This is a genomic window from Streptomyces sp. NPDC001222 (genome assembly GCF_042896945.1).
GTDB classification, from domain to species: domain Bacteria; phylum Actinomycetota; class Actinomycetes; order Streptomycetales; family Streptomycetaceae; genus Streptomyces; species Streptomyces gibsoniae.
This window is the reverse complement of record NZ_JBIAXT010000014.1, coordinates 189,737-199,336: the sequence shown is the minus strand read 5'-3', so window position 1 is coordinate 199,336 and position 9,600 is coordinate 189,737. Positions and strand designations below refer to the sequence as shown.

Annotated in this window: 9 protein-coding genes and 1 pseudogene; 1 reads left to right on the top strand and 9 read right to left on the bottom strand. The window is 66.7% G+C overall.

The window, feature by feature from the left end; all coding sequences use genetic code 11:
* Window positions 1–98: 98 nt before the first annotated feature.
* From ACFY2Z_RS21030 to ACFY2Z_RS21000, 7 genes are all read right to left on the bottom strand, one after another.
* The gene (locus ACFY2Z_RS21030) at window positions 99–785 is read right to left on the bottom strand and encodes a DUF6308 family protein (RefSeq protein ID WP_390745616.1); all 687 of its coding nucleotides are present in this window, start codon (window positions 783–785) and stop codon (window positions 99–101) included.
* 110 nt (window positions 786–895) lie between these two features.
* Window positions 896–1,840: a hypothetical protein gene (locus tag ACFY2Z_RS21025; protein ID WP_390745615.1), complete on the bottom strand. Its 945-nt coding sequence runs from the start codon at window positions 1,838–1,840 to the stop codon at window positions 896–898.
* A complete protein-coding gene (locus ACFY2Z_RS21020; RefSeq protein ID WP_390745614.1) occupies window positions 1,837–3,066 on the bottom strand; it encodes a protein phosphatase 2C domain-containing protein in 1,230 nt (409 codons plus the stop codon). Before ACFY2Z_RS21020 ends, ACFY2Z_RS21025 begins: the two co-directional genes overlap by 4 nt.
* A gap of 8 nt (window positions 3,067–3,074) precedes the next feature.
* On the bottom strand, window positions 3,075–3,749 hold the full coding sequence (locus tag ACFY2Z_RS21015) for a VWA domain-containing protein (RefSeq protein WP_390745613.1): 675 nt from the start codon (window positions 3,747–3,749) through the stop codon (window positions 3,075–3,077).
* Window positions 3,750–3,795: 46 nt separating this feature from the next.
* Complete coding sequence (locus tag ACFY2Z_RS21010; RefSeq protein WP_390745612.1) at window positions 3,796–4,320, bottom strand: hypothetical protein; 525 nt, start codon at window positions 4,318–4,320, stop codon at window positions 3,796–3,798.
* The gene (locus ACFY2Z_RS21005; RefSeq protein WP_390745611.1) at window positions 4,317–5,795 is read right to left on the bottom strand and encodes a hypothetical protein; all 1,479 of its coding nucleotides are present in this window, start codon (window positions 5,793–5,795) and stop codon (window positions 4,317–4,319) included. Before ACFY2Z_RS21005 ends, ACFY2Z_RS21010 begins: the two co-directional genes overlap by 4 nt.
* A 1,014-nt stretch (window positions 5,796–6,809) precedes the next feature.
* Complete coding sequence (locus ACFY2Z_RS21000; RefSeq protein ID WP_390745610.1) at window positions 6,810–6,998, bottom strand: hypothetical protein; 189 nt, start codon at window positions 6,996–6,998, stop codon at window positions 6,810–6,812.
* Window positions 6,999–7,571: 573 nt separating this feature from the next.
* Between ACFY2Z_RS21000 and ACFY2Z_RS20995 the strand changes: the two genes are divergently transcribed.
* Complete coding sequence (locus ACFY2Z_RS20995) at window positions 7,572–8,042, top strand: GNAT family N-acetyltransferase (RefSeq protein WP_390745609.1); 471 nt, start codon at window positions 7,572–7,574, stop codon at window positions 8,040–8,042.
* A gap of 375 nt (window positions 8,043–8,417) precedes the next feature.
* Here ACFY2Z_RS20995 and ACFY2Z_RS20990 read toward each other — a convergent pair.
* Window positions 8,418–8,708: pseudogene (locus tag ACFY2Z_RS20990) on the bottom strand (hypothetical protein); the annotation flags it as partial.
* Window positions 8,709–9,168: 460 nt separating this feature from the next.
* Window positions 9,169–9,531 carry a DUF488 domain-containing protein gene (locus ACFY2Z_RS20985; RefSeq protein ID WP_390745608.1) on the bottom strand — a complete coding sequence of 121 codons (363 nt, stop codon included), beginning with the start codon at window positions 9,529–9,531 and terminating at the stop codon, window positions 9,169–9,171.
* Between the last annotated feature and the right edge of the window lie 69 nt (window positions 9,532–9,600).

Here is a 9,600-nt window from a genome sequence, read left to right as displayed (position 1 = left end):
CGACGACCGGCTCTTCCACGGTCCCGTGCTCGGTGATGGCCTCGCTCATCAGGCGTCTCCTTGATCATCGGATCCGCCGTTGATTAGACACTCCCCCGTCACGCGGCGCATCCGCTGGCCGTGTGTTCCCAAATTATGATGTCTGCCGCTCGAAGAAGGCTGAGAGGCCTCTCGTCAGGCGTACGAATGGGGACGATGAGGTCTTGGATCCAACCCCGGTGACGGCGTAGGTCTGCTTGCAGGAGCGGCCACAAGCGCCGGGGGGTGTCCTTATAGGCTCCGGAAACTGGCTTTTGGCCGAGGTAGAACCGGTAGATGCTACTGTCGAAAATCGGCACTAGGTTAGGCCGCTTGCGGTGGAGGATCTTGGTGACGGCAACGGCCTTGAAGTCGGACAGCCCCTTACCGCCGGCTTCACCTGTGGCCACTAGTGCTCGATCAACCAGAGACCAGGGTCCCGTCGACGGATCCAGCGTCACGTCCAAGAAGTCAGCTGTCGCACACCCCTTGTCCGCGAGCACCGCTTCCATGGCTTGCAGGACTTCAGCTCCCGGGCCATCAGGGTGGAACAACGGCACTACCTGCTTGTAGCCCATGCGAACGCTCAGCAGGGCCGGGGCCAGACAGTCCAACGGGCTCAATCGGTCCGGATCGCCCTGCCAGTCATACGTGCGGAAGGCTCTGGGCCCCCGGGGATCTGTGTAGGTCTGCAGGTGCTCATCCGCACAACCATGCAGTGCTCCAATGGTCCTCACGTAGCCCCCCGCAGCCTCGACGTTTCGCATGGCAGCGCCGCCGCTCTCATCAGAGCAATGCTTATGCTACGAGCTGTCGACTATGCGTGGACCCATACTCGTGGAACAGCCCGTCTAGGTCCCGCCTGAGCCCCCGGCCACTACCCGCGGCGCAATTGAATCGGCCTGCGATCGCGGACGCCGTCCAGGACGGATGTGTCGACGACGGGCCGCTGTCTGGGCTGCGCCGCGCGGAGCTGGATGGTGCCGCGGTCGCTCATGGCGTCACACCACTCGCTCGGCTTTGGCCTAGTGCCGGCCGGGCCGCCCGCCTGCTCGAAGAGGCTGCGGACGGCCGACTCTTGGCGGTCATTGAGGCAGCCGGCGACGAATTTGAGCGGGTCACCCGGGACGACGTACGGGTCCTCGGCGAGGATCCGTACGACAGCCAGGGCGGTCTTGAAAGCGTCACTGTCGACGCTCGCCCGCGCGGACGGGGTGTGCGGGTCACCCCACTCCGGGGTGTCGGCCTGGATCTGCACCGACGCTCCTCCAACACGACGGAAACCGTCGCAATCGATGAAGTGAACCATCGGCTCCGGCTGCAGAGACCACAGGATGTTGGCGTGGGAAATGTCCCCGATGACCATGCTGGTGCTGTGGAACCAGTCGACGGCCTTTGCACAGGCCATGGCCAGTGCGCGCCGCTGCTCCGGAGACGGGCGGCGAACGTTCTTCGTCGCGGGCCTCTCCGAGTAGAGCACGTGCTGCAGCTGTAGGAGCTTGGTCTTGCCGTTCGGCGTCTGCCATCTGTACACGTCCGGTGCATTGCGCATGAGGAAGCCGACCGAACGGCCTCCGTCCGACACGCGGCACAGCGGCCAAGCAGCGATCCGGTCCAGATGGGCGCGATCCGGGTCAGACAGTGCCTGGCGGAGCGCGGGAAGAGTCGCCAGGGCGCTCTCGTTCACGGTGGCGGGGTTCTTGTACTTCTTGAAGAGCAGGTCATTGCCGGCTAGGTACACGTCGCCCTGACCGCCGCTGCCGATCTTGGCGCCGAGAGTGAGCGATGACTTCGCAACATCCTGACCGTCCTCGGCCGTCATCGGCCCGCCACCCCCTCCCACACACAGATGACCGTGCGGTCGTCGTCGTACGTCTTGGCGCGGAGCTGCGCCTGCCTGAGGAATTCAGACATGGTCGGGACCTCGCCGGTACCCCAGTAGGCGGCCAGACGCGCACGGAACTCGGGTTCCTGGTTGATCGGATTGGTGATTCCGTCGGTTCCGAGGAGCAGCAGTTCGCCCGGTTCGGATCGAAGCAGGGCGACCGCGGCATAACGGGTCGAAGGCAGGGCGGTCGTCCTCGTGCTGGCGATTCCACCGTCCTGGCCTTCCAACCCGTGCCACTCGCCATCGACGAGACGTAGCAAACCGCCGTCGCCAATGCTGACCCACACCCTCTCCCGGATCTTGGTGTCCGTGGGCACCAGCACGAGATGCAGAGTAGTGGCGTAGTCCCGCTCGTCGAATCCCGCGGTCTTCGCCGCCCACTTCTTAAGGCAGTCGGGCACGGCCTCGCCGATGGCGCTGTTGACGGCAGCGATGAGCATCTGATGGTCCTGGCCCACCAGCAGGCTGTGGAGGTCCCGGGCCTTCGTCTCCAAAGCCTTGATCACGGCGTGAGCCAATTCCTGCGAAGCGACGTGGGACCGTTTCGACGAACCAACACCATCCGCCACCGCGAGCACCAGCAACTGTTCGTTGCCCTCGCCAATCCGAGCCAACACCATCGCGTCCTGGCGGCAGGTCCCCTCCCACCGATGGGAGTCGCCCCGCATGGACGCGCCCAGCACGGCCAGTCCGGGCAGGGTAAGACCATCGACGACGGTATCCGGGGTGAAGGCAGCGAAATCGTCCTCACCGACGGCCGGCTTGTTCTTCGGGAACGGCGGATAGGCGGGGGGACGCCTGCCAATGTGCTCGGGAAACGTGCGCGCACTGCCGCCGCACGCGCAGCCGGGGTTCACCGCTGACGGATCGGGGGTCGGTTGCGGGGCCGGTACCGGGGCGGGATCCGGGGTCAGTTGCGGCTGCGGCCGGACCTGCGTCTGCGAGGTCTCGTGGGGACCTGAAGCATCCGGCTCGACCTGCGGTTTCTGAGGAACGTGGGGCGTCGGCAGCGCCTGGGGCAGCGGGGACGCCGAGGCCGCGACCGCCTCGGCCGGAAGAGGAGCGGAAAAGGGCGCGGGCAGCACCGTACTGACCAGCGCCACGGCCTGGTCCATCTGCTCGTCCGCGCTGATTGGCACGCGCGGGTCGTCATGGTTCATGGGCGCGCTCACATCTTGTCCAGGGAGAGGCTGGTGTAGCCGTCCACGTGGTCGTCGACCTTAAGGTCGAAGCCTTCGCCCCCCTTAGACGAGATGCTGGTGGTCGAGTTGACGATCGAGTTTGTCAAGCTCGACGCGAACTCGCGAAGGGCGGCAGCGGGATTAACATTGTCACTCTCCTGGATGAACGCCTTGAAGTTGGCGACCTCAGCGATCGTCATCCGATCGGCCGTGCCAATGCCGAAGGCGATGATCTTCGGGGCGTAGGAGAACTCCTTGAGTTCCTTGAGCGCATCGCGCCAGAGGGTGTCCGGCATGTCAGTCGGAGCACCGTCGGACAGGAAGAAGACGACCGGGCGGAAAACGGAGTGGCCCTCGCCCTTCAGCCGGTCGACATCCTTCTGAATGGTGTCCTTGAGCAGCTGAAACGCTGAGGCAAACGACGTCACGCCACCCGCCGACAGCGACGGCAGAGAGTCGATCTCGCTGAGGTCGACCAGCGGCTGGAGCAGGGTGGCGCTGGTGGAGAAGCCGATCATCGCGAAGCGGGCCTTGTCGGCGACGGCCGGGTTGGAGCTGATCTCGTCGTGCAGGTCCGGCAGGGCCTCGTTGATGGCGCCCACGCCGCCGGCGGCCATGGAGCTGGACTCGTCGCAGACCAGGTAGAAGGGAAGAAGCTGCATTGCTTGCTCCTGAATCGATGGAACGTGGGGGACGACGGCCTGGCCGTCAGCGGGTGTAGAAGTAGATTTCGAGCGCGGCGCTGCCGGAGGTCGGGCTGCCCTGCCAGAACGGGCGCTCCACGGACTCGCCAAACATGTCCGGACGGGCCTTCTTCAGCGCCTTGTTGATCTCACCGGCGTACGCCTGACCCTGACTAGTCTCCGGAGACTCGCCGAAGGTGAGGACCAGAGCGGCCTGGCGGCCCCCATACCGCTCCGTGGCCTCGCGCACCTGCGCGACCATGGCAGACCGGTCGCCTGCGGCCGCCTGCACCCGGATCTTTACCGGCTTCAGCTCAAGCGACCGGGGCCCGGTGGGCGTTGGTGACGGCGAAGGGGACGCAGACGCCGTGGTGGACGGCGACGGCTTCGGCTTCGCCGCCGACTGGGCTGCGAGCGGATCTGCCCGGTCCCCCAGGGAGACCAGGGCCAGGACGAGGAGCATGTCGGCGAAGAGCCAGCCGGCGAGGTGCAGCGGGTTGAACCGGCTCAACCGGCGCCTCTTGCTCGCGGACCCGGACGAGGCGGTCATGAGGCCTTGTCCAGGCTTACCGGCGGCCGCTGGGGATAGGCGGCGTCGGAGGAGGGATGCGGCCTGGCATCCGAGCGCTCACGTTGCTCCGGCTGCGCGGGGAACGGGTTACCCGGCGACGTGGACGACGCAGGAGGCACCGGCGGTGTCGACGCTGAGGCCTGACGCAAGATCTCCTCGGCCCTCGCGAGCGCTTCCTGCGCCTGTTTCCTGGCGTCCTCCGCCATGCGGCGCTCGATTTCGGCGGCCGCACGCGCCGCGTCGCCGTCCTTGGCGGCACGCTCCACGACGTCGATCAGGGCAGTGAACCGCTTCGCGGCCTCGTCGAGCGCCTTCGTGCGGTCGGCGATGCCGGAGACGGCGTGCCGGGAGTCCCCAGCCGCCTGCTCGGTGTGTTCGGCCATGGCCTTGAGGCCGTCGATGAGCTGGCTGTGCAGGTCTCCGACTACCTCGACGCTGGTGGTGAAAGAGCGCTGCGTGGCGGCCAGCAGCGTAACGGAGTCCTCGACGCGCTGAGCCGCGTCCGTGAGCGCGGTACGGACTTCGTCACCGTTGCCGGAGACAGTGGCCTCCAGCCTGTCTGTGGTGCGGGAGAGGAGGTTCCGAAGATCGTTTGTGGCGGTGATCAGGCTGTCGCGGCTACGATCGAGGGCCTCGCGGTGGCCGTTGACGGCGTGCCGGAGCTCGTCGCCGACCTGCGTGAGCGGCTGGTCCAAGTCGCGTACGGCCGAACGGATCGCGGTGCCGCTGTCCCGGACGGTGTCAGCCATCCGCGCCACCGCCGTCTCGAGGGGGCGAACCGAATCGTCGGCTTCCGCGAGGCGTTCTTCCGCCTTTTCCAACGCCTCACGGACCACCTCGGCGGCAGTGACGAGATGCTTCTGTGCGGCGAGCGCCTTGGAGTGCATGCGCTGGATCTTCCCGCCGGCCTTGTTGAGCTCCTCCGCGAACCTTCCCGGCGAAGCAAAGCGGTGCGCGTTGAGGATCAGCTGGGCTTCGGTCAGTACGGGCACCAGGCGGGCCATCGCGGCACGGGTCTCCTGCTCCGCCCTCTGCTCTGCCCGGTCCGCGGCGGCACGACGATTGCCGTGGAGCAGCGTTAGCGCGAGTAGGGCAAGGAGAGCGACGCTGCCGACCTCGGCGACGTGGCCGAACTCGAACCAACCGCTGAGGTGCCCCTCGAAGCCGGTCTGCCACAGCTGGAGGAAGGGGCGCCTGGCCGCCTTTGGGTCCGCGGTCGTGAGATCGCCATAGGCGCTGGTCGCCATCGCGAGACCGGACCAGGTAAAGAGGAGCGGCATGAAGACGAGTGCGCCGAGGACCCAGTCCAGCCCGTCGACGGTCTTCGATACCAGAGCGGCACGACGGCTAGTCGCCGGCGTCACGTCGCACACCATGCTCTCGGGGCGGGCGAAGTTGGCCATCAGGTCGAGGTCGGCCCAGGCGTCCAGCGCGTCGAGTTCGCGAGAGTCCATCGCACGGGCGAGCGCGCGTAGTTCCTCAGCTCGTGGGGCAAGCGCAGGATCCTGGGCCTGGTCCTCAAGGTGACGGGCAGTTACCGATCTGTCGTGCAAAACCCCCACAGGGCTCCCCTATCCTGCCCATGGCTGTCGCCAGGTCGTGTGACGGATCGATGCACTGGCGGCACCGGCGAGTTTGATCGGAGCGCGCATGGCCCCCAAGCCGCATGGGCGTCGATCGGATGGATCTTCACATCCTCCACAAGAGACGGTCGAGAGTAGTGCAGGGTTGTAGTGAAAGCGTGATGATCTGTGAATCCGGTCGCATCTGATGCGATACGCAGTTGAGGGGGCGTGAGGCGGATGAGCGGGGACGGTCGCAAGCGAGGGGTCGTCCAACTGAAGTCGACGAAGGGGCGTCCCCCGGGGGTTGATCATCGAACCAGAGCCGGAGCCGGTGCCGGAATCTCGGCGGGGAGCCGCAGCAGACATCGAGGGTGAACGGGAGTCCGGTCGAGCTGAGCGATTGGTCGCCGCAGGCCCGGATCGCGGGGGACGGACAGCTGCAGGTCAACTTCAACTGGTCGGCCGCAGCCAAGGCGGATTCCGACCTGAGGTGCATGGTACGTACGCGGGACGGTCGAGGCGGCGCGATCCAGCCGCTGGGTGCCAACTTCGGCTCCTTCGATCACTGGCCATACGTGGAGCTCGATCAGGACGACCACACCGGTAGGTCGAGGCACCGCGCGGACCATTCGTGGACTGGGTCTTATCGCTCGTCATGTAACGAGCCTCTGACCAGGAGAAATGCCTGGCACACCAAGGGCCTCCGGAGCCGTGTGCGCAGGTTCGAATCCTGCCGGGGGCACCCACTATGAGGTATCCACAGACCCCGTCACCAGCGGAAATGCTGAGGCCGGGGTCGGTGTGTTGCACAGCCGTATGCCGCGACCCTCGGGTTGTCCTGATGCCGGGCCCGGAAGCGGCCTTCCACCCGCCGGGCCGTCGGCGGGCGCGACGGGTTGCCTTCTACTTGCCGAGGGCGTCAAGTTGGCGATGGAGGAGATTCTGCGCCGCGCTGCGGTCGGGGGTCGCGGCGGTGAAGCGCTTCAGCCTCGGGCGCCTTGTGTGGCTGGACCGGCTCGGGGAGTTCTGTGAGTGCTGGGTCAGTACGGCGATCACGCCGTCGCGATACTCACCGCCGTAGACCGTGATCACCCCCTTCTGGCGTCCGCCCAGCCAACCGCGGTGCCATCAGGCAGATTCGCGTACAGGCGATCATGTCCGTACCGCTTCCAGCTCGTGACATGCCGCTCCACATCCCCCTGTGCTCTCGCATTGACGTTGCCGACGTGGCAGCAGCAAGCGAGACGAGGCGACAAGATCGCAGGGCGAGCGGCGCGGCTCAGCTCGCTCCTCCCGTTCTTCTTCACGGATTCAGGGCGGCTCGCTCCGCTCACCGCGCGCGGCCCGGCCCCCAGCCGGGCCTGCGCTCCTGCCTCCGTCCCGCTCAGCGACACGTCATCCCCCGTCTGCCCCACGCCTCGCAGACGATCTCCAGTTGCTTCCCGCACCAGGCGGTGCCGAGCGCGTACATTCAGTGACGGAGCCCCGAGTCGTCGTACCGGCATCGCACAGGGAGTGAAGGGCCGTCTTGAAGTCGACCAGTCTCCGTCTACGTGAAGCTCGTACGGGCCCGGGCTGGAGTCAGCCACGGTTGACGCATGGGACGGTGGCGGTTCTTCACGCAGACGCCGATGGCGCAGCTGCCGTATGTGGAAGGGATGGGGCATGAGATCTCCAGGCGTGCACCTACGGGAGATCACCGACGACAACCGGGATTCCGTTCGTGGCCTCCACGTCCGACACAACCAGAAGCAGTTCGTCGCCTCCGTGTCCAAGTCGCTCAAGGAGGCGGCCAGGAAACCGGAGGCCAACCCCTGGTACCGCGCCGTGTACCGCGGCGACGAGCCCGTCGGCTTCGTCATGCTGTCGTGGAAACCGCCGGCCGGTCCCTACAAAGGGCGGCACTTCCTCTGGCGCCTCCTCGTCGACGAGCAGTACCAGGGACGCGGAATCGGCCGAGAGGCGCTCGCGCAGGTCGCCGCCCTGGTGCGCGCGGACGGCGCCACCGAGCTGCTGACCAGCTACGAGCCCGGCGACGGCGAACCGTGGCCCTTCTACCAGAAGTTCGGGTTCGAGCCCACCGGGGAGATCGACGATGGCGAGATCGTTCTGCGGCTCACCTTCCCCGCTCGGTGAACTCATACGGAAACGCGGACGGTTCTCTGACCTCCGGTGGTCACGCGACGAAAAAGCTGGTGAGCACCTGGAAGTCGATGCCCATCAGCTGCATGTCCGCCCCGGAGAGCCGATGCCGAGTTTCCAGGTGCGCCTACCCGAGCTGAGACGGCCCCCAGCTCGCCATGGTGATCAGCCTCGCATCTAGGGCGTGTTGTGGTAGTCCTGACTGTCTCCCTTCGGGCGAACGACGGGACTTTCGCAACACGCCCGGGTCTTCGACGCCCAGATCGGCGCGCATGGACTGCTTCAGTGTCCCCAGGTAGGGCCAGACATCCTCGTGGGGATACCTCTCCAGGGTCGCCAGTTCGTCGGCGCATGTGGAGGATGTCGCTCCCACAGGACCGCCGAGACCACACCGGCCTTGATCAGGACGTGCTCACCGGCGGTCCGTATGCGGGTGAGGACGCCCCCGCTGACGCCGAGTACGACGCCGACGCCCACCAGAGCGCCGATCAGGACCAGGTCGTTGCCTCCGGTGGGAACGGTATGGAGGTACTTGTAGGCCACGAAGGAGACGATCCCGAGCGGAAGCAGATAGGACCTCGGGCCCAGACGGCCTTCCCGCAGCTGCCGGAAGACGATCAGGATGAGGGCGATGTCGGTGAACCATTCGGTCGTTGTCATGCCTTCAAGGCTGCTCTGACCAGTCGGGAAGCACCTGGACCCATGGGTGGAGCCAGGGGTGGAGATAGGCCCGCGAGCGGTGTCCACCCGAGCCGGGCCGGCCGGTGGCACGGATTTTCTCCGTCATTCGACGGGTGTCCGACGCCCGTCTGCCACAGCATGACGCGGCAACGTCCCACCCGACGAAGAGAGGGCGTGCGCCTGGGCTCGGGGCCGCCGCGGGCGGCAGCGGGGTGGTTCACAGACGGTGGCTGTCCGGCCAATGGTGGGGGCGATCCGCAGCGCGCCTTCGTGGATGGCGGAGACGACCGGCCTCGGACTCGTTCGCAGTCCGTCCGAGGGCGACGCGGCGCGGTCGACGGTGGCCTCAGGGCCGCACCGGTTCACTCCGCCGCAGTCGCCGTCGCCGTCGACGATCGAGATCCGCGGCTTGCCGTCCTTGTGGACCCTCGTATGTGCGTCATCGCTTCTTGGACAGCCACTCGGCCAGGACAGCGGCCTGACTGTGATCCACGTCCTTGGTGGCGGTCAACAGCGTGAGCTTGTCGTGCGCCGCCAGGTCTCGCAGATGCTCGGCCGCCTCACGGTGCCCCGCGTCGCGTAGTTCGGCCAGGTAGCGACGGCGGAACTCGGTGAAGCGGCTGGGCTCATGGCCGTACCACTTGCGTAGTTCGCTCGTCGGGGCGACATCACGCAGCCACTCATCCAGATGCGCGTCCTCCTTGCGCATGCCCCGTGGCCACACCCGGTCGACGAGTACGCGCTTCCCGTCCTGCGGCGAGGTCTCCTCGTAGACTCTGCGGCAGGTGATCTGTTTGGCCATGACGGCGCCCTTCCAGATCCGTCGGCCGACCCGGCCGCGCGCGGAGGGACAGGCCTGTCCCCACTACGG